Raw genomic sequence first — 18,977 nt, 5'->3', positions numbered from 1 at the left:
ATTCCGCCGGCCGCGCCGGCGGCGATCAGCAATAGACCGCCTCGCCACCTCGGCGTTCCCGGCGAGGCCAGCGCCCCGGCCGTCAGGCGGCGGCCGCCAGGGTCCGGCTGAGCAGCCAGTCGCGCACCAGCGGCACGCTGTCCAGCACCGCCTGCGGGCCACAACCCTCGAGTTCCTTCAGGGTGTGCGCGCCGTAGGTCACGCCCAGGCCGTGCACGCCGGCGTTGGTGGCCATCTGCAGGTCGTGGGAGGTGTCGCCCACCATCACCACGCGGGCCGGAGCGACGTCCAGTTCGGTCATCAGTTCGTGCAGCATGGCCGGATGCGGCTTGCTGAAGGTCTCGTCGGCGGTGCGGGTGGCGTCGAACATGGGGCCCAGGCCGGTCGCGGCCAGGGCGCGGGTCAGGCCGACCCGGCTCTTGCCGGTGGCGACGGCCAGGCGCACATCGCGCTCGGCCAGGGCCGTCAGCAGCTCGGGGATCCCGTCGAACAGGCGCAGCTCGGGGTCGCGCAGCAGGTAATGGGTGCGGTAGCGCTCAAGAAAGCGCGGCAGCATCGCCTGGGTCAGCTGCGGCACGGCGCGGCGCAGTGCGCTTTCCAGCGACAGCCCGATCACCCAGCTGGCGTCGGAGGCCGACGGCACGGGCAGCTCCAGGTCACGACAGGCGCCCTGGATGGCGGCCACGATGCTGTGCGTGGAATCCATCAGGGTTCCGTCCCAGTCAAAAACGACCAGCGAATACGACATATCAGACCGACTCCAGTTGTTTCAGTATTTTCCGGCAAGCGGGCGGCAATTCGGCCGTCAGCGTCATCGGCTCGCCCGTCAGCGGATGATTCAGGGTCAATTGATGCGCATGCAGGAACATGCGGCCAAAGCCCATGCGCGAGAACTCGGCGCGGACCTCGTCGTGGCCGTACTTGTCGTCGCCCACGATGGGAAAGCCGCTGGCCGCCAGGTGCACGCGGATCTGGTGGGTGCGTCCGGTGCGCAGTTCGGCGTCCACCAGGCTATAGCGGCCGAAGCGCTGCTTGAGCGTGATGATGGTGTGGGCGGTCTGGCCGTCGGGATCGACCTTGACGCGGCGCTCGCCGGACTGGGTGGTCCACTTGGACAGCGACAGCTTGATGTGCTGGCGATCGTTGACCCAATCGCCCTCGACCAGCGCGTAATAGTGCTTGTCGCTGCGCCCCTCGCGCAGCATGGCGTGCAGGGCCAGCAACGCGCTGCGTTTCTTGGCGACCATCAGCAGGCCGGAGGTCTCGCGGTCGAGCCGGTGCACCAGCTCCAGGAACTTGGCCTCGGGGCGGGCGGCGCGCAGTTGCTCGATCACGCCGAAGGACACCCCGCTGCCGCCGTGGACCGCCACGCCGGCGGGCTTGTCCACCACCAGCATCGCGTCGTCCTCGAACACCACCGGGAATTCGGCGGCCGGCACCGGCTTGGGCTTGCCCGGGTCGGGCAGGCGCAGCGGCGGAATGCGGACCATATCGCCTTCCGCGACCCGATAGTCGACCGAGATGCGTCCCTTGTTTACCCGGACCTCGCCGCCACGGATGGCCTTGTAGATGTGGGTTTTGGGGACGCCCTTGCACAGGCGCATCAGGTAATTATCCAGGCGCTGGCCGGCGTGTTCGGCGCCCACTTCGACCATGCGGACGGAGGGGGTGGCCATAGGGGAGGAAGTTTCTTTGCGCATTGCGGAAAGCGACATATAATCGGGACAGCCTTAAGGGGCTGAATCAGCCGCTGGCGTAGAGATGCAACTCAAGTACGCAACTCCGTCGAGCGCGTGGGCCGCCATTGTACTGCCTGCTCATTCAACCCCTGGGTCATTTGGTCGCCGGCGCAACCGCGCCCTGCCGGATAGTGGTGTGGCATTCATTTTGCCCGCTGTCCCAGCAGGTCCGTTGCCTGCCGCAAGCGGCTTGAAGCACTGCAAGAATCGTCGCATATTTAAAGCACCAGCTGCGCGTCGGCAACCAATCCGGCCGCAACTGCCGTTCACAGCACATTTCCGTCAAACCACATTCAGTGAAGCTGACCCTCCTGCTGAAAGAACCCCGTGCCCCACGGCACGACGTGCCCGCCTGACCCGCGGCGGATACGCCTGGGCGCCGCCCAGGTACGGTCCGCATCTTCTTGCCCGCTTCAGCCGCAGCCCGAGTGGCCCGAGGTCACGCGCCGATATCGGCGCGTCATGACAACGGAGAAACCCTCTCATGAAGCGCATGCTGTTCAATGCGACGCACCAGGAAGAATTACGCGTCGCTATCGTCGATGGGCAAAAACTCATCGACCTCGACATCGAGACTGCCGGCCGCGAACAACGCAAAGGCAACATCTACAAAGGTGTCATCACCCGGATCGAACCCGGCCTCGAAGCCTGCTTCGTCAACTACGGCGAAGACCGCCACGGCTTTCTTCCCTTCAAGGAAGTTGCGCGCAGCTTCTTCAAGGAAGGCGTCGACGTCCGCACCGCCCGCATCCAGGACGCCCTGCGCGAAGGCCAGGAACTGATCGTCCAGGTTGAAAAGGAAGAGCGCGGCAACAAGGGCGCCGCCCTGACCACGTTCATCTCGCTGGCCGGCCGCTACCTGGTCCTGATGCCCAACAACCCCCGTGGCGGTGGCGTTTCGCGCCGCGTCGAGGGCGAGGACCGCCAGGAACTGCGCGACACGATGGAGCAGCTCGAGCTGCCCCAGGGCATGAGCATCATCGCCCGCACCGCCGGCATCGGCCGCAACGTCGAAGAACTGCAATGGGACTTGTCGTACCTGTTGCAGCTCTGGACCGCCATCGACGGCGCCGCGCGCGACAACTCCGCGCCCATCCTGATCTATCTGGAATCGAGCCTGGTCATCCGCGCCATCCGCGATTACTTCTCGCCCGAGATCGGCGAGATCCTGATCGACACTGACGAGATCGCCGACCAGGCCACCGCGTTCATGAGCGTGGTGATGCCGGACAACGTCCAGCGCGTGAAGCGCTACCGCGACGACATCCCGCTGTTCTCGCGCTTCCAGATCGAACACCAGATCGAAACGGCCTACTCGCGCACGGTCACGCTGCCCTCGGGCGGCGCCATCGTCATCGATCACACCGAAGCGCTGGTGTCCGTGGACGTCAACTCGGCCCGCTCGACCCGCGGCGCCGACATCGAGGAAACCGCCCTGCGGACCAACTCGGAAGCCGCCGACGAAGTGGCCCGCCAGCTGCGCTTGCGCGACCTGGGCGGCCTGATCGTCATCGACTTCATCGACATGGAAGACAGCAAGAACCAGCGCGCCGTCGAACAGCGCCTGCGTGATGCCCTCCATTTCGACCGCGCCCGCGTCCAGATGGGCAAGATCTCGCGCTTCGGCCTGATGGAACTGTCGCGCCAGCGCCTGCGTCCGGCCCTGAACGAAGGCTCGCACATCACCTGCCCGCGCTGCAACGGCACCGGCGTGATCCGCGACGCCGAATCCAGCGCCCTGCACGTCCTGCGCCTGCTGCAGGAAGAAGCCATGAAGGAAAACACCGCGGCGGTCCACGCCCAGGTGCCGGTCGACGTGGCGACCTACCTGCTGAACGAAAAGCGCGCCGACATCACCAAGATGGAAGCCCGCCTGAAGGTCAACCTGGTGCTGATCCCCAACAAGCACCTGGAAACGCCGCACCACCACATCGAGCGCCTGCGCCACGACGATCCGCGCCTGGAAGAAGTGAAGACCAGCTTCGAGCTGGTCGAGGCGCCCGCCACGGACGCTCCGTGGCAGCCGCGCGAAAACGAGATCAAGGCCCGTCCGGAAGCGCTGGTCAAGGGCATCACGCCCTCGCAGCCGGCTCCCGTGTCGACCCCTGCCCCGGCGCCCGCTCCCGCGGCCGCGCCGGCGCAGTCGGGCGGCCCCGGCCTGCTCAAGCGCCTGTTCGGCTGGCTGACCGGCAACGCCGAGCCCGCCAAGGCCGCGCCCGCCGCCCAGGAAGAGGCTGGCGCCAAGCGCGCCGCGTCGCCGGCACGCGGCAAGGGCCGCGGCGGCCACGACGGCCAGGAACGCCGCGGCGAACGCCACGGTTCCGACCGCAACCGCAATCGTCGCGGTGAGTCCCGCGCCGAAGGCGCCGAGGGCAGCGAAGGCGGCCGTCCGCACATCCGTGGCAACCGCCGCCCCGAAGGCGAACGCGGAGAACGCCAGGAACGCGGCGAGCGTCACAACCGCAACGAGCGTGGCGACCGCGATCAGGCCGTCCAGGCCGCGCAGGCCTCGAACCGTCCCGACATCGCTCCGGAAGCCGGTGGCGATGACGCCGGCGCCGGCCGCAATCGCCGTCGCGGCCGTGGCCGCAACCGCCGCGAGGAAGGCCAGGCCGACGCGCCGATGAGCGATCAGGAAAGCATGGTGGCCGCACTGGCCCAGACGGTCGCCACGGCGCTGCCTGAAGCCAAGCTTCCCGCCGCCGACGCCACGGCCGAGCAGGCCGATGCCGCCGAACAGACCGCCGATGGCGTGCCCGCCGCGGAAGGCGCCGAAGCCGGCGCCGATCCGGAGCGCAAGCGCCGCCGCCGCCGCAGCCGTCGTGGCCGCCGCAGCCCGGACGAAGCCGGCCTGGCTGGCAGCGACGAGCTGCAGGAAGATGGCATCGACGACGACGCCGGCGAACCGGCCTCGGACGAGACCGCCGCGCCCGCGCCGGTGGCCGCCGCTCCGGTGACGCCGCAAGCCGAGACGGCACCGGTCGAGGCGCAAGCCCCGGCCCAGCCGGTCGAAGCCGCCCCGGTGCAGGCCGCGCCGGTTCAAGCCGAGCAAGCCCCCGCTCCGGTGGCCGAGCCCGTGGTTGAACCGCAGCCCGTGCAAGCCTTCGCGCCCGAAGTGACCGCGCCGGTGGCCGTCGAGCCCGCCAGCCAGGTCTCCGAGCCCGCCGCGCCCGTCACGGCGCCGGTGGAAGCCGCCGCGGCCGAACCGGTCGTCGAACCCGTCGTGACGGCCGCCCCGGCCACGCCGGCCGAACCGGTTGCCGCGCCGGCGCCCGCTCCGGCTCCGGTGGCCGCGCCCGTGGCCGCCACCCCGGCCAGCGCCCAGCCCATCGTGGTGCCGGCAACGGCCCCCTCGGCCAAGGCCCAGGCCCTGCACGAGGTGGTCAACGCCGCCGGCCTGCAGTGGGTTGAAACCGACCCCGAGCGCCACGCGCAAACGCAGCTGCGCATCGCCGCCGCACACACGCCGGTGCGTCTGGGCCGCGAGCGCAAGCCGGTGGCCCAAGTCTCGAACGAACCCCTGGTTCAGGTCGAAACCCGCCACTAAGCCGCCCGCGCGGACAAAAAGCCCCCATCGCTCGATGGGGGCTTTTTTTATTCCCGCCCGCGGCGTCGCGAACGGCTTTCCAGGGACGAAAAAAAACCCTCGTCGCCGAGGGTTCTTTCATCAGGCCGGATCGCGCAGCGATCAGAACTGGTACGTGTAGGTCAGCTGCACCATGTCCAGGCCCGGGTTCGGGCGCTTGATGCTGGCGTTGGAGAAGTGCGAGTAGCGTACGCCGATGCGGTTGTTCGGCGTCAGCAGGAAGCCCAGGCCGACGTGGTCGCCGAACTGGAAGGCGGTGCTGATGTTCTCGTCGGCGAAGCGGGTGCGCGAGAACACGGTGGCGCCGATACCGGCTTCGAGGTAGAAGCGCTCGCCAGTCCACCAGCGGAACATCGGGATGGCGTTCAATTGCCAGACGCTGCTCGGCGAACGATCGCCGTCGGCCCACCAGTACGACGCGCCGAATTCGGGCGTCAGGTCGAGGCGGCCCCAGTTGCCACCGAACTGGTACGTCCAGATCGACGGGGTTTCGTAGTTCAGCGTCAGGCGCTGATAGTGGTCACCGATACCGTAGTGCAGGCTCACGCCGCCCTGGGTGCCTTGGGAGGATTGCGCGCTAGCGATGGTAGCGCCACAGGCCAGGGCCAGACCGACAAGGCGGACGAGCATTTTCTTCTTAGTCGACTGCATTGGGAGCAACTCCGTATTTTGTTGGGACGAACACCCGGCAAAAATCACGAGTGACATCCAGTACTACAGAACATAGCAAAAACCGGGCCAGAAGGCTCGCAATATGTCGCAATAAGGCAACACAATCGATGGAAAACACTGTTCCGCACGACAGACGAAATGGTGTGGTCACCCTTTGGCCGCCGCGCCTGTGAAAACGCCGCCGGCCCAACGGCGCGGCGGCGTCTTCGCGAGCCCGCCCCGGAAGGCGCGGGCCAGCATGTGGATGGCGATCAGGCGGCGGTGACGACATCGGCCGGCTGGTTGGTCAGCAGCGCCAGCAGGCGGGCGATTTCCTCGCGCAGCTGGCGGCGATCCACGACCATGTCGATGGCGCCCTTCTGCAGCAGGAACTCGGCGCGCTGGAAGCCTTCGGGCAGCTTCTCGCGCACGGTCTGTTCGATCACGCGCGGACCGGCGAAGCCGATCAGGGCCTTCGGCTCGGCGATGACCACGTCGCCCATGAAGGCGAAGCTGGCGGACACGCCGCCCATGGTGGGATCGGTCAGCACGCTGATGAACGGCAGGCCGGCCGCCGACAGGCGCGTCAGCATGGCGTTGGTCTTGGCCATCTGCATCAGCGACAGCAGGCTTTCCTGCATGCGCGCGCCACCCGAGGCGGCCACGCAGATGAAGGGCGTCTTGTTCTCGAGGGCGGCCTGGGCGCCGCGCGCGAAGCGCTCGCCGACCACCGAGCCCATGGAACCGCCCATGAACTCGAATTCGAAGCAGGCCAGCGTGGCAGGCACGCCGCGGATGGAACCGCTGACCACCACCAGCGCGTCGGTCTCGCCCGTCTGCTTGACGGCTTCGGCCAGGCGCTCGGGGTACTTGCGGGTGTCCTTGAACTTCAGCGTATCCACCGACCGCGTCGACTGGCCGATCTCGACCCGGCCTTCGAGGTCGAGCAGCGACTCGATGCGGGCGCGGGCGCCGATGCGCATATGGTGGTCGCACTTGGGGCAAACGTGCAGGTTGGCCGCGAGATCTTCGCTGTACAGCACCGTTTCGCACGACGGGCATTTCACCCACAGGCCTTCAGGCACGCGGCGGGCGCCGCTGTCGCTGGTCTTGTTGATGCGAGGCGGCAGGAGTTTTTCGATCCAGCTCATTGTTTGTTCATCCCGTAAGGAGGTCGCGCCAGGCCGCTCAGGCCGACGCGCTTTGTCGTTTTACTTGGTCCAGCGCCTGCCGGATGGTGTGCAGCCAGCCGCTGGCGGCGGCGACTGCGGCGTCGGTTTGCTGGGCGGCGGGGGCGTTCGCCACCGCCTGCTCCATGGTTTCAATCAGTTTGCTGCCGATGACGACCGCGTCGGCCACGGCGGCCACGCGCTGCGCGCTGTCGGCGTCGCGGATGCCGAAGCCCACGCCAACCGGAATGTCGCGCACGTGGCGGCGGATCACGGCCACGCGTTCCGCCACATCGTCGGTGTTGAGCGAGCCGGCGCCCGTCACGCCCTTGAGCGACACATAGTAGACGTAGCCGCGGGCCACCTTGGCCACGGCCTGGATGCGGTCCTCGGTGGAGGTCGGCGCCAAGAGGAAGATCGGGGCGATGCCGTGGCGGCCGAGGGTCTCGGCGAACTCGACGACCTCTTCGGGCGGATAGTCGACCACCAGGACGCCATCGACGCCGGCGGCTTCGGCGCGGCGGGCGAATTCAGCCTGGCCCATGCGCTCGATCGGGTTGGCATAGCCCATCAGCACCACGGGCGTGGCCGTGTCGCGCTGGCGGAATTCGGTGACCAGTTCAAGCACGCGGCTCAGGCCCACGCCCTGGGCGATGGCACGGTCGGCGGCGCGCTGGATCACCGGGCCGTCGGCCATGGGATCGGAGAACGGCACGCCCAGTTCCAGGACGTCGGCGCCGGCTTCGACCAGCGCGTGCATCAGGGGCACGGTGGCGGCGGGCGAAGGATCGCCGGCCGCGATGTAGGGGATCAGCGCCGCGGCGCGGCCGGATTCGGCGGTGCGCGCAAAGGCGGCGGCGATGCGATCGGAGCGGGATGTCGTCATATCAGAGTTCGATACCGGCGCGTTCGGCGACGGTATGCATGTCCTTGTCGCCACGGCCCGACAGATTGACCAGGATGACCGCGTCGCGCGGCAGCGTGGCGGCCATCTTCACGGCCTGGGCGATGGCGTGGGAGGATTCCAGCGCCGGCATGATGCCTTCGATGCGGCAGCAGTCGTGGAACGCCTTGAGGGCTTCATCGTCGGTGATGCCGACATACTCGGCGCGGCCGGAGTCCTTGAGCCAGGCATGCTCGGGGCCGACGCCGGGATAGTCCAGCCCGGCCGAGACCGAGTGGGTTTCCTGGACCTGGCCGTCGGCGTCCTGCATGACGTAGGTGCGGTTGCCGTGCAGCACGCCGACCTGGCCGGCGGCCAGCGACGCGGCGTGCTTGCCGCTGTCCATGCCCTCGCCGGCGGCTTCGACGCCGATCAGGCGCACGTTCTCGTACGGAATGTAGGGATGGAAGATGCCCATGGCGTTGGAACCGCCGCCGACCGCGGCCACGACGTAGTCGGGCTGGCGGCCGATGGCCTCGGGCATCTGCGTCAGGCATTCATTGCCGATGACGGTCTGGAAATCACGCACCATGCGCGGATAGGGGTCGGGACCCGCCACCGTGCCGATGATGTAGAAGGTGTTCTCGATGTTGGTGACCCAGTCGCGCATGGCTTCGTTGAGCGCGTCCTTCAGGGTGCGCGAGCCGGACGTGACCGGCACCACCGTGGCGCCCAGCAGCTTCATGCGGTAGACGTTGGAGGCCTGGCGGCGGACGTCTTCGCTGCCCATGTAGACCACGCATTCCATGCCGTAGCGGGCGGCCACCGTGGCCGAGGCCACGCCGTGCTGGCCGGCGCCGGTCTCGGCGATGACGCGCGGCTTGCCCATGCGCTTGGCCAGCAGGGCCTGGCCGATGCAGTTGTTGACCTTGTGCGCGCCGGTGTGGTTCAGGTCTTCGCGCTTGAACCAGATCTGGGCGCCGCCCAGCAGTTCCGACCAGCGACGGGCGTGATAGACCGGGCTGGGACGGCCGACGAAATGCTTGAGTTCGTAGTTGAACTCTTCCAGGAAGGCGGGATCGGTACGGTAGTGGTCATAGGCGGCGCGCAGCTCGTCGAGCGCGTGCATCAGCGTTTCCGCCACGAAAACACCGCCATAAGGGCCGAAATGGCCCTGGGCATCCGGAAAATCGTAAGGTTTCACCAAGCATCTCCCCCGGTATCGCGGCCAACCTCTGCCGGCCGCAAATCCGGTTTGCAACCCGTCATTTTACCTGACGCCGGCCACGGCGGGGGTTGCACCCCGCCCTGGCCGGGCGTCCTCGGGCGGGCGCCCCGGCCAGTTGCCTCAGAGCGACTGGCCCATGCGGCGCAGGAAGGTTTCGCAGGCGGCCAGCTGGTCCAGCGCGACGAATTCGTCGGGCTTGTGCGCCTGCTCGATGTGGCCGGGGCCGCAGACCACGGTGGGGATGCCGATGCCCTGGAACAGGCCGGCCTCGGTGCCATAGGCCACCTTGCGGGTGGCGCGGTCTTCGGTCAGGGCGCGCACCAGCTGGGTGATGGCGGCTTCCTCGGAGGCTTCCAGGGCGGGCGCGGCGGCGCCGGTCTCGATCTCGATGCTGGCGCCGTCGAATTCGGCCTTCATGCGCGGCAGGAGCTCATCACGCACGTATTTTTCGACTTCGGCCTGGATCTGGTCGGGTTGCATGCCCGGCAGATTGCGGAATTCATAGGTGAATTCGCACAGCTCGGGGATGGTGTTGACCGCGATGCCGCCCCGGATCTGGTTGGTCGTCATGGTCGAGAACGGCACGTCGTAGAACTGGTCGTACGGGCCGTTGGCCTTGAAGCTGTCGGCCAGGTCGCGAATGCGGCAGATCAGGCGGGCGGCGTATTCGATGGCGTTGCAGCCGCGCGGGGTCAGCGACGAGTGGGCCGCCTTGCCGTGCACCTTGCAGCGGAACAGGTTGATGCCCTTGTGCGCCACCACCACCTGCATGCCGGTGGGTTCGCCCACCACGCAGCCCTCGGGGCGGATGCCGCGTTCGAGCAGGTCGGCCAGCATGTAAGGAGCGCCGGCGCAGCCGACTTCCTCGTCGTAGGAGAACGCCAGGTGGATCGGCTTCTTGCGCGGCATGGCCAGGAATTCCGGCACCAGCGCCAGCGAACCGGCAATGAAACCCTTCATGTCGCAACTGCCGCGGCCGTACAGCAGGCCGTCTTTTTCGACCAGCTTGAACGGATCGGTGCTCCAGTCCTGGCCGTCGACCGGCACCACGTCGGTGTGGCCCGACAGGACGATGCCGCCCTGCTGGTTGCCGTCCTGCGCCGGCAGGGTGGCGAAGAGATTGGCCTTGGTGCGCTCGGGATTGTGCGCCAGCCATGCCTCGACGCCCTGGCCCTTGAGCCAGTCACGGACGGTCTCGATGAGGGCAAGATTGGAATTTCGGCTGGTGGTGTCGAAACCGACCAGCGTCTCCAGCCAGGTGCGCGCGTTCATGTAGCAACTCTCTCGGGGAAAAGAGTGAGTGTAAAGCCAGGACGCGTCCGCGTCGCGCGGCCGCGGGCTGGCACGCGGCGGACACAGGCCTAGAATGACGCCATTCCAGCCCTAAACCCCCAAGGAGAATCCGTGCAGCACAAAGCAGTTCCCACGCGCAACATCGTGGCGGCAGTCATCGGCAATGCCCTCGAATGGTATGACTTCCTGGTGTTCGCGTTCATGACGCCGATCATCTCGAAATTGTTCTTCCCCACCGATCCCAGCGTTCCCGGCAGCGAACTGAACGCCATCCTGATGACCACGGCGATCTTCGGCGTCGGATTCTTCATGCGCCCCGTGGGCGGCATCATCCTGGGCCTGTACGGCGACAAGAAGGGCCGCAAGGCCGCGATGGTGATGGTGACCTCGCTGATGGCGGTGTCCATCGCCCTGATCACCGTGGCGCCGACGTATCACGCGGCCGGCATCCTGGCCCCGATCTTCATCCTCATCGCGCGGCTGCTGCAGGGCTTCTCGGCCGGCGGCGAATTCGGCACCTCGACCGCCCTGCTGATCGAGATGGCGCCCAACGGCAGGCGCGGCTTCTACGGATCGTGGCAGATGGCCGGGCAGATGCTGGCGCTGCTGCTGGGCGCGGCCTGCGGCACGCTGATCACCGAGTTCTTCACGCAAGAGCAGATCGCGGCCTGGGCCTGGCGCCTGCCGTTCGCCTTCGGCCTGGTGATTGTGCCGATCGCCATCTATATCCGCCGCAACATCGACGAAACCGACGCCTTCAAGCAGATGAAGGAAGACGAGCGCCAGGCCGCCGCGCGCGGCGAGGTGCAGCGCCTGAGTCTGGGCGAGATGGTGCGCGCCCACACGCGTGAGACCTTGATCGGCGTGGGCCTGGTGGTGACGGCGACGGTGTCGATCTATATCACCTTCACCTACCTGGTGACCTACTCGACCCAGATCCTGAAGCTGCCGCTGAACCAGACCTTCCTGGTGCAGATGGCGGGCGCCGCGCTGATGGTGCTGCTGACGCCGTTCATGGGCGCCTGGTCCGACCGCATCGGCCGCCGCCCGCTCGTGATCGGCTCGCTGATCGGCTATCTGCTGGTGCTGTACCCGCTGTATCACTGGCTGTCGGACGCGCCGTCGATCGGCCGCCTGCTGACCGTGCAGATCGTGGTGTGCTTGTTCGTGTCGGCCTTCTTCGGCGTTTTCAGCACCGTCATGGCGGAGCTGTTCCCGGCGCGGGTGCGCTCGGTGGGCCTGTCGCTGGCCTATAACGTGGCGGTGATGATCTTCGGCGGTTTCGCCCAGTTCATCGTGACCTGGCTGATCAAGACCACGGGTTCGCCGATGGCGCCGGCCTACTACGTGATGTTCGGCGTGGCGCTGGGCCTGGTGGCGTCGTTCTTCATGCGTGAACGCGCCCACGAGAACCTGGATCACTGAGATCCGCCGGCATGACCCCGGGCCGCGATGGCCCGGGCAGCCGCTTGCGCGGTTCTGGCCCGCCCCGGCTAGCGGCGCGCCGCCGACGACACGCCCGGCACCTCGGCCAGCGCATCCAGCGCGCGCGCCAGCGACTCGCCGCCGCGCACTTCCACCGTGAACACCATGTGGGCCAGCGACTGCCGGCTCTGCGTGTTCACGCCCACCACGTTCAGGCGCAGGCGCGCGAATACTTCGGACAGGTCGCGCAGCAGGCCGGAGCGGTCGTGCGCGCGCACGCTGATGTCGACCGGGTAGAACGTGTCGGCCGGGGTCTCGCCCCAGGCCACCTCGATCACCCGTTCGGGCTCGCGCGCGGCCAGCGCCAGATAGCTGTGGCAGTCGCTGCGGTGGATCGACACGCCGCGCCCGCGCGTGACGAAGCCGGCGATGGCATCGGGCGGCGCCGGACGGCAGCAGCGCGCCAGCTGCGTCAGCAGCGAGCCCACCCCCACCACCAGCACCCCGCTCTTGCCGCTTTTCTCGGCGCTGCCGGCGCTGGCGTGGCGCAAGGCCGCCGGCTGCGGCTCGACGGCCGGCCCGGGCTGCTGGAACACGGCATCGATCTGCCGCAGGCTGAATTCTTCCTTGGCCGCGGCCACATACAGGTCGTCGGCGCGGGCGAACCCGAGGTTCTGCGCCAGCTGTTCGAGATTGACGGCGGTCTTGCCGAGCCGCTGCAATTCCTTTTCGACCAGCGCCTGGCCTTGCGTGATGCGCTGCTGCAGTTCGATGGCGTTGAACCACATGCGCACCTTGGCGCGGGCCCGCGGGCTGGCCAGGAAACCCAATTGCGGGTTGAGCCAGTCGCGCGACGGCCCGCCCGACTTGGCCGAGATGATCTCGACCGTCTGGCCGGTGGCCAGGCGCGTCTGCAACGGCACCATCTGGCCGTCGACGCGCGCGCCGCGGCAACGATGGCCCAGATCGGTGTGCAGGTGATAGGCGAAGTCGACCGGCGTGGCGCCGGCTGGCAGTTCGATCACGCGGGCCTGCGGCGTCAGCACGTAGATGCGTTCGTCCGTCGGCGCGGGCGTGACGGCGGCCTGGCGGCTCTTGCCTGGGCCGGATTTGGCGGCGGGCTTGGCCGCGTCCGGCTTGTCGGCGGCGGGCTCATCGCCCGCCTCGACGTCGCTGTTCCAGGCCAGCAGCTGGCGCATCCAGGCCAGCTGCCGGTCGTATTCGCTGGAGGCGGCCACCTGCCCGCCCTTGGCGCCGGCCTCCTTGTAGCGCCAGTGCGCGGCCATGCCGTATTCGGCGAACTGGTGCATCTCGCGGGTGCGGATCTGCACCTCGAACGGGCGGCCGTCATCGTCGGCCACCACGGTATGCAGCGAACGGTAGCCGTTGGGCTTGGGCCGCGAGATGTAATCGTCGAACTCGTCGGACAGCGGCGTCCACATCTCGTGGACCATGCCCAGCGCCGTGTAGCAGGCGCGCACGTCGTCGACGATGATGCGCAACGCGCGCAGGTCGTACATCTGCGCGAAGTCGAGGCGCTTGACGCGCATCTTGTTCCAGATGCTGTAGATGTGCTTGGGCCGGCCGCTGACCTCGGCCTCGATGCCATGCTTGGCCAGCGCCGTCTGCAGGCGCTCGATGGCGCCGGCGATGAAGGCTTCGCGCTCGACCCGCTTTTCCTCGAGCAGGCGGGCGATCTGCTTGTAGCGGTCGGGCTCCAGGAAGCGGAACGCCAGGTCTTCCATTTCCCACTTGATCTGCCAGATGCCCAGGCGGTTGGCCAGCGGCGCGTACAGGTCGAGGGTCTCGCGGGCGAAGTCGGTCGAACAGGGGGTCTTGCTTTCGGCGTGCCAGCGCAGGGTCCGCAGGCGCGAGGCCAGGCGCATCAGCACGATGCGCAGGTCGGCCGCCATGGCCAGCAGCATCTTGCGCTGCATTTCCTTCTGCGAGCCAGTTTCCGCCACCGCGTCACTGGCCTGCCGCGCCACCACGCCCAGCCGCAGCAGGGCCCGGGTGCCCTGCACCAGGCGCGCGACCTCGGCGCCGAAGGCCGTGGCGACCGGGTCGTTGCGCAGCGCGGGCGCCGGCACGGTCAGGTCGGTCGGCAAGGCGGCCAGCAGGGCCGCGGCGCGCGTGGCCGCATCGGTATGCAGGCCCGCCAGGATCCGCGCCACGCCGGCGCCGTGCGAGGCCAGCGGTTCGCCCGTCAGGGCCTGCTGGCCCTCGAAGCGGGGAACCGACCAGGCCACCGCCTGGTCGATAAGCGCAAGGCCGTCGGCGTCGAGCCCCGCCCCCGCCTCCTGTCGCCAGGAAGCGTCGAAAGGCGAAGGCGCATCAGGAACGGGCGGGGCGGACATCGCGGGAGTATTGCGGTTACGGTAATCGAGGATTCCGACACTCTACACTAGGAATCAACGCTGAAAACCCTGGTGAACGCCAGGCACATATACAAGGAACCCAAGCTTATGTTGCGCTGGCTCAAGGGCCGGGGTGTGCGCGCCGCCGAGGTGGCGCAGATGCAGGCCCGGATCGCGCCTGAACTCTGGCGGCAGGTGCTGGACGCCCACCCCTTCCTGGCGGCGCTGGACGCCGACGAAACCGCGCAGTTGCTGGCGCGCTCGGCCTGGCTGCTGGCCAGCAAGACCATCAACGGCGCCCGCGGCCTGGAGGTCACCGACTTCATGCGGCTGTCGATCGCCGCCCAGGCCAGCCTGCCGATCCTGAACCTGACGCCCACGCTGTACGAGGGCTGGGACGAGATCATCGTGTACCCCGCGGGCTTTCGCATCCCGCGCAAGCAGATGGACGAGGACGGCGTGATGCATGAATACCTGGAAGACGCCGCCGGCGAGGCCTGGGAAGGCGGCCCGCTGGTGCTGTCCTGGGAGGACACGCAGCTGTCCGAAGGCGGCTTCAACGTGGTCATCCACGAGTTCGCGCACAAGCTCGACCTGCAATCCGGCCTGGCCGACGGCATGCCGTCGCTGGCGGCCCACGGCGACCTCAAGCCGCGCGAGTGGCGCCGCATCCTGGACGACAACCTGGACCGCTTCATCGCCGCGGTGGACGCGGTCGAAGCCGCCATTCCGCATGACGTCGATCCCGAAAGCGCCGAGGCCGACGCCTGGTACGGCCGCCTGCCGCTCGACCCTTACGCCGCCACCGACGAGGCCGAGTTCTTCGCCGTCAGCTCCGAGCACTTCTTCGTCGATCCCTACCCGATGGCCGAGGCCCTGCCGGAATGGTTCGGCCTGCTGCGCGCCTATTACCGTCAGGATCCCCTGGCGCGCTACGCATGAAACGGCTGCTGATCGTGTGGCATTCCCGCACCGGCGCGGCCCGCCAGATGGCCGAGGCCGCCGCCCGGGGCGCGGCCGCGGCGGCGGCGCTGCTGGAACAGCCGGACGACTTGGTGGTGACGCTGCGCCGCGCCGCGCACGCCAGCGTGGACGAGGTGCTGGCCAGCGATGGCTTCCTGTTCTGCGCGCCGGAGAATCTGGCCAGCCTGAGCGGCGAAATGAAGGAGTTCTTCGACCGCTGCTATTACGGCGCGCTCGACCGCATCCCCGGCCGCCCCTACGCCTGCCTGGTCAGCGCCGGCAGCGACGGCGCCGGCGCGGCGCGCCAGGTGGAGCGCATCTGCACCGGCTGGCGCCTGCGCGCCGTGGCCCCGGCCCTGATCGTCAACCTGGGCGCGCAGACGCCGCAACAGATCGCCGCCCCCAAGACCGTGGCCCCGTCCGAGCTGGCGCGCTGCGAGGAGGCCGGCGGCCTGCTGGCGGGCCTGCTGCTGACGGCGGCTTGACGCGGGCGTGCCGCCTGCAGCCGGTCAGCGCGGGCCTCGCAGAGCCCCCCAGGACCGGCAATCCTTCCCCGCGCTCACGGCGCCGCAGCGCCACGCAAGGGATGCCCGGAAACAAAAAAGCCCTCCGACCGAGAGGGCTTTTTTCATCGTGCGGACGCGCCGATCAGGCGACGGCGGCGGTGACGACGATCTCGACCTTGAAGTCGGGGTTGGCCAGGCGGGCTTCGACGGTGGCGCGCGGGGGCGAGTTGCCGTCGGCGACCCAGGCGTCCCAGGCCTTGTTCATGCCGTCGAATTCCTTCATGTTGGCCACGTAGATCTGGGCCATCAGGATCTTGGTCTTGTCGGTGCCGGCTTCGGCCAGCAGGCGGTCGATGGTGGCGAGCACTTGCTCGGTCTGGCCGGTGATGTCCAGCGTGGAATCGTCCGGCACCTGGCCCGCCAGGTACGCGACGCCGTTGTAGACGGCCATGTCCGACAGGCGCTTGGCGACGTGGAAGCGCTTGATGCTGCTCATGAATATTCCCCTAATGACGAGTTGCGGGTTGAACGATGCGAAGAATGGCGAACTAAGAATGGCGAACTTTACCCTGCCCGGGGCCGGGCCCGCTAGGCGGGCGGCAGCTGGAACACCTGGCGCAGATAGGCCAGGTAGGCCGGATCGTCGCACATGGTCTTCTCGGGCGCGTCGGACACCTTGGCCACCGGCTGGCCGTTGCAGCGGACCATCTTCATGACGATCTGCAGCGGTTCGTGGCCCAGGTCGTTGGTCAGGTTGGTGCCGATGCCGAACGAGACCTTGCAGCGCCCGGCGAACTGGCGCGCCAGCTCGATGGCGCGCGGGAAGGTCAGCGAATCGGAGAACACCAGCGTCTTGGCGCGCGGGTCGACGCGGTTCTTGCGGTAGTGCTCGAGCAGCCGCTCGCCCCAGATGAAGGGATCGCCCGAGTCGTGCCGCGCGCCGTCGAACAGCTTGCAGAAATACATGTCGAAGTCGCGCAGGAAGGCGTCCATGCCATAGACGTCCGACAGCGCGATGCCCAGGTCGCCGCGGTATTCCTTGGCCCACACTTCCAGCGCGAACACCTGCGAATCGCGCAGCCGCGGGCCCAGCGCCTGGCAGGCCTGCAGGTATTCGTGGCCCATGGTGCCCAGCGGCAGCACCTCGTGCTGCTTGGCCAGCAGCACGTTGCTGGTGCCGGCGAAGTGCGGCCCCATCTGGGCCTTCATGGTCGAGACGATCTCTTCGTGCCAGACCTTGGAGAAGCGGCGGCGGGTGCCGTATTCGGCCACGCGGAAATCGGCCAGCGCCGGATCGTCCAGCACCAGGTGCATCTTCGATTGCAGGCGCTTGCGGCCCTCGGCCCAGTCCGGGTTCTTGCGCGTGTTGCGGAAGTAGACCTCGTTGACGATGGCCAGCACCGGGATCTCGAACAGGATGGTGTGCAGCCAGGGGCCCTTGACCTCGATGCTGATCTCGCCCGGTCCCTCGCCCTCTTCGATGCTGATGCAGCGCTCGGGCAGGTGGAACAGTTCGAGGAAATCGACGAAGTCGCTTTTGATGAAACGCAAGCCGCCCAGATATTTAAGTTCGTCCTCGGTGAAGCGCAGCTGGCACAGCTGGTGCACTTCTTCGCGGATCTCATCCAGGTACGGGCGCAGATCGATGCCCCGCGTACGGCACTTGTAACGGTATTCGACCTGGGCGGCGGGGAACTGATGCAGCACCACCTGCATCATGCTGAATTTGTACAGGTCGGTGTCGAGCAGCGAGGTGATTATCATGATTACGCGTATCGTTTCGCGACACCATAGCATAGCGGGGCTGCCCAAACCCCCGATGCGCCACGATGTCAACAGGGTATTGGCGGCGGATCGGCGCCGCATTGGGTAAAATTGGCGCAACAAGACACACATGCCGCCTGCCCGGAGTTCCTGAGAATGACCCACGTAGTCACCGAAAACTGTATCAAGTGCAAGTACACCGATTGCGTCGACGTATGCCCGGTGGACTGTTTTCGTGAGGGTCCGAACTTCCTGGTGATCGACCCCGACGAGTGCATCGACTGCGCCGTGTGCATCCCCGAATGCCCGGCCAACGCCATTTACGCCGAGGAAGACGTGCCGCAGGACCAGCTCAACTTCATCGCCCTGAACGCCGAGCTCTCGCCCGAGTTCGCCAGCATCAGCCGCGCCAAGAAGCCGCTGCCCGACGCCGACGACTGGAACGGCAAGCAGGACAAGCTGCAATACCTGGAAAAATAATCCGCGTGCGCGGGGCCGCCCCGGCCTCGCGACGCGCGATGCCCCGATGACCGACGATTCCAAATACACGCGCCAGACCGTTACCCACGTCCATACCTGGGTGCCCGACAAGCTGTTCTCGGTGCGCGTCACGCGCGACGACGCGTATGCCTTCCAGCCGGGCCAGTTCGCCCGGGTCGGTCTGCCTGGCGCCGAGGATCCCGCTGGCCCGCCCACGCTGTGGCGCGCCTACTCGATGGTCTCGGCGCCGCACCAGCCCTGGCTGGAGTTCTATTCCATCGTGGTCCCCGAGGGCCTGTTCAGCCCGCGCATGGCGCGGCTGCAGCCCGGTGATGCGCTCTACGTCGAAAAGGCCCCCTACGGCTTCCTGACGCTGGAACGCTTCGCGCCCGGCGGCGACCTCTGGCTGCTGGCCTCCGGCACCGGCCTGTCGGCCTACCTGTCGATCCTGCGCGATCCGGCCGTCTGGCGCGCCTATCGCCGCATCGTGCTGGTGCACGGCGTGCGCACCGCGGCGGAGCTGGCCTACCGCGAGGAAATCGAGGGCTGGCGCAATGATCCGTCCCTGGCCGACCTGTTCGCGGCCGACCCCGACAAGCTGACGTACCTGCCGATCGCCACCCGCGAGGCCTTGCCCGGCATGCCGCAGGCGCGCCTGACCACCTTGCTCGCCGACGGCGGACTGGAACGCCTGGCGGGCCTGCCGCTGGACCCGGAGCAAGCCAAGATCATGCTCTGCGGCAATCCGGACATGCTGGCCGATGCCCGCAAGTTGCTGGGCGAACGCGGCTTCAAGCCGGGCCGCCGCGGCATCCCCGGCAACCTGGCGGTGGAAAACTACTGGTGAGTCCCAGCCCCGTCCGGATCGGCCCCTGGCCCGTCCGGCCTAGGGCGGAAATCCCCCTTTTTATGCCGCCGGCACCCCTTGATTCC

General features: G+C 67.8%; 16 protein-coding genes. 6 read left to right on the top strand and 10 right to left on the bottom strand.

The features are described from left to right. Positions 1 to 82: 82 nt before the first annotated feature. Positions 83 to 748 (bottom strand): HAD family hydrolase, encoded by a 666-nt coding sequence (locus tag AC1HFW_RS00495; protein ID WP_479281516.1) that lies wholly within the window; start codon positions 746 to 748, stop codon positions 83 to 85. Between the two features lies 1 nt (position 749). Then, a complete protein-coding gene (locus tag AC1HFW_RS00490; protein WP_100505113.1) occupies positions 750 to 1,715 on the bottom strand; it encodes an RluA family pseudouridine synthase in 966 nt (321 codons plus the stop codon). Positions 1,716 to 2,223: 508 nt separating this feature from the next. On the opposite strand from AC1HFW_RS00490, the gene AC1HFW_RS00485 reads away from it, so the two are divergent. After that, the gene (locus AC1HFW_RS00485) at positions 2,224 to 5,286 is read left to right on the top strand and encodes an Rne/Rng family ribonuclease (RefSeq protein ID WP_479281515.1); all 3,063 of its coding nucleotides are present in this window, start codon (positions 2,224 to 2,226) and stop codon (positions 5,284 to 5,286) included. A gap of 141 nt (positions 5,287 to 5,427) precedes the next feature. On the opposite strand, the gene AC1HFW_RS00480 is transcribed toward AC1HFW_RS00485, so the two are convergent. The 5 genes from AC1HFW_RS00480 to argE all read right to left on the bottom strand — a co-directional run bounded on the left by AC1HFW_RS00480 (position 5,428) and on the right by argE (position 10,528). After that, complete coding sequence (locus AC1HFW_RS00480) at positions 5,428 to 5,976, bottom strand: acyloxyacyl hydrolase (RefSeq protein ID WP_061072175.1); 549 nt, start codon at positions 5,974 to 5,976, stop codon at positions 5,428 to 5,430. A gap of 272 nt (positions 5,977 to 6,248) precedes the next feature. Beyond that, a complete protein-coding gene (accD, locus tag AC1HFW_RS00475) occupies positions 6,249 to 7,127 on the bottom strand; it encodes an acetyl-CoA carboxylase, carboxyltransferase subunit beta (protein ID WP_006393464.1) in 879 nt (292 codons plus the stop codon). A gap of 37 nt (positions 7,128 to 7,164) precedes the next feature. Further along, positions 7,165 to 8,031, bottom strand: a complete 867-nt coding sequence (trpA, locus tag AC1HFW_RS00470; protein ID WP_241073854.1) for a tryptophan synthase subunit alpha — start codon at positions 8,029 to 8,031, stop codon at positions 7,165 to 7,167. 1 nt (position 8,032) lies between these two features. Then, positions 8,033 to 9,232, bottom strand: coding sequence for a tryptophan synthase subunit beta (trpB, locus tag AC1HFW_RS00465; protein ID WP_241073853.1), 1,200 nt, complete (start codon positions 9,230 to 9,232; stop codon positions 8,033 to 8,035). Between the two features lie 144 nt (positions 9,233 to 9,376). Next, a complete protein-coding gene (gene argE / locus AC1HFW_RS00460; RefSeq protein WP_006393461.1) occupies positions 9,377 to 10,528 on the bottom strand; it encodes an acetylornithine deacetylase in 1,152 nt (383 codons plus the stop codon). Positions 10,529 to 10,660: 132 nt separating this feature from the next. On the opposite strand from argE, the gene AC1HFW_RS00455 reads away from it, so the two are divergent. Continuing rightward, positions 10,661 to 11,974 (top strand): MFS transporter, encoded by a 1,314-nt coding sequence (locus AC1HFW_RS00455; RefSeq protein WP_006393460.1) that lies wholly within the window; start codon positions 10,661 to 10,663, stop codon positions 11,972 to 11,974. Positions 11,975 to 12,042: 68 nt separating this feature from the next. Here AC1HFW_RS00455 and AC1HFW_RS00450 read toward each other — a convergent pair whose 3' ends face one another. Further along, positions 12,043 to 14,331: a RelA/SpoT family protein gene (locus AC1HFW_RS00450; RefSeq protein ID WP_479281514.1), complete on the bottom strand. Its 2,289-nt coding sequence runs from the start codon at positions 14,329 to 14,331 to the stop codon at positions 12,043 to 12,045. A gap of 108 nt (positions 14,332 to 14,439) precedes the next feature. Here AC1HFW_RS00450 and AC1HFW_RS00445 point away from each other — a divergent pair, with 108 nt between their 5' ends. Continuing rightward, positions 14,440 to 15,273 (top strand): M90 family metallopeptidase, encoded by an 834-nt coding sequence (locus tag AC1HFW_RS00445; RefSeq protein ID WP_479281513.1) that lies wholly within the window; start codon positions 14,440 to 14,442, stop codon positions 15,271 to 15,273. Then, entirely contained in the window at positions 15,270 to 15,779 is a 510-nt protein-coding gene (locus AC1HFW_RS00440) for a flavodoxin family protein (protein ID WP_479281512.1), read from the top strand. Before AC1HFW_RS00445 ends, AC1HFW_RS00440 begins: the two co-directional genes overlap by 4 nt. 163 nt (positions 15,780 to 15,942) lie before the next feature. Here AC1HFW_RS00440 and AC1HFW_RS00435 read toward each other — a convergent pair whose 3' ends face one another. After that, entirely contained in the window at positions 15,943 to 16,296 is a 354-nt protein-coding gene (locus tag AC1HFW_RS00435) for a RidA family protein (protein WP_006389266.1), read from the bottom strand. A gap of 92 nt (positions 16,297 to 16,388) precedes the next feature. Continuing rightward, complete coding sequence (gene pncB, locus AC1HFW_RS00430; RefSeq protein ID WP_006393455.1) at positions 16,389 to 17,564, bottom strand: nicotinate phosphoribosyltransferase; 1,176 nt, start codon at positions 17,562 to 17,564, stop codon at positions 16,389 to 16,391. A 156-nt stretch (positions 17,565 to 17,720) separates the two neighbouring features. On the opposite strand from pncB, the gene fdxA reads away from it, so the two are divergent. Together fdxA and AC1HFW_RS00420 are read left to right on the top strand one after the other, a co-directional pair. Beyond that, entirely contained in the window at positions 17,721 to 18,044 is a 324-nt protein-coding gene (gene fdxA, locus AC1HFW_RS00425; protein ID WP_006218015.1) for a ferredoxin FdxA, read from the top strand. Between the two features lie 46 nt (positions 18,045 to 18,090). After that, positions 18,091 to 18,891: a ferredoxin--NADP reductase gene (locus tag AC1HFW_RS00420; protein WP_006393454.1), complete on the top strand. Its 801-nt coding sequence runs from the start codon at positions 18,091 to 18,093 to the stop codon at positions 18,889 to 18,891. The last annotated feature ends 86 nt before the right edge of the window (positions 18,892 to 18,977 follow it).

It is taken from the genome of Achromobacter sp. ISS7, assembly GCF_056523125.1.
The sequence above is the reverse complement of the archived record's forward strand: the minus strand, read 5'-3'. Positions and strand labels throughout refer to the sequence as shown.